Consider the following 759-nt stretch of genomic DNA (forward strand, 5'->3'; position numbering starts at 1 on the left):
GCACGCAGCTCGCCGCCGCGTGCAAGGTGGCCGCGGCCACCACGACGGGGAAGATCGGCATTGCCGCATAGGCCAGTGCGCAGGCGCCGATCGTCGCAATCGCCAGGCCAGCGACCAGCCGCTCCGATTTCGCGGCATCGATGATCGCCCCGCCCGGCATCTGCCCGATCAACGCGACGATCCCGCCGATCGACAGCACGAGGCCGATCTCGACCTGGGTCCATTTCTGGGTGGTCAGATAGACCGCGATGAAGGGACCGAATCCGGTCTGGACGTCGGCGAGGAAGAAGATGAACCAGTCGAGGCCGCGCAGGCTCTGGCGCGACGGCGCCGGAATGCCAACAGCCGATGGCACCGCGACGTCGTCCTGTTCAACGCGGACATCGCGATCTGCTTGGTTCGGCTTCCTCGACAACAGCACAGCCGGTCAGCCCTCCCCGCACCTCACTGGATCGCTTGCAGCGGTTGAAGGCTGCCGGACGCGCCAAGCACCACGATCGGCGTGTCTTCCTTGTATTCCGGCGCGGCCGCGACCTGCGCCTTGGTCAATTCCAGCGTGATGCTGTCCTTCTTGTTGGCGATCTTGCCGAAGCGCAGTGCGTTCCAGTCCACCACGATCTTGCGACTGCCGACGCCGAGAAATCCGCCGAAATCGATGGCCGCGGCGCGGACATGGCCGCCGCGATCGACGATGACATCGACGATGCGGCCCATATCCTCACCGGCCGCACTGCGCACGTCGCGGCCGTGCACGCCGTG

The 759-nt window shown here is 66.3% G+C and carries 2 protein-coding genes; both read right to left on the reverse strand.

The window, feature by feature from the left end:
• On the reverse strand, nucleotides 1–421 hold a 421-nt coding region (locus tag MOV74_RS39490; protein WP_404979242.1), incomplete at its 3' end, for an MFS transporter.
• Nucleotides 422–444: 23 nt separating this feature from the next.
• On the reverse strand, nucleotides 445–759 hold a 315-nt coding region (locus MOV74_RS39495), incomplete at its 5' end, for a PRC-barrel domain-containing protein (RefSeq protein WP_246933036.1).

The organism is Bradyrhizobium sp. SHOUNA76, assembly GCF_023006445.1.
GTDB lineage: Bacteria > Pseudomonadota > Alphaproteobacteria > Rhizobiales > Xanthobacteraceae > Bradyrhizobium.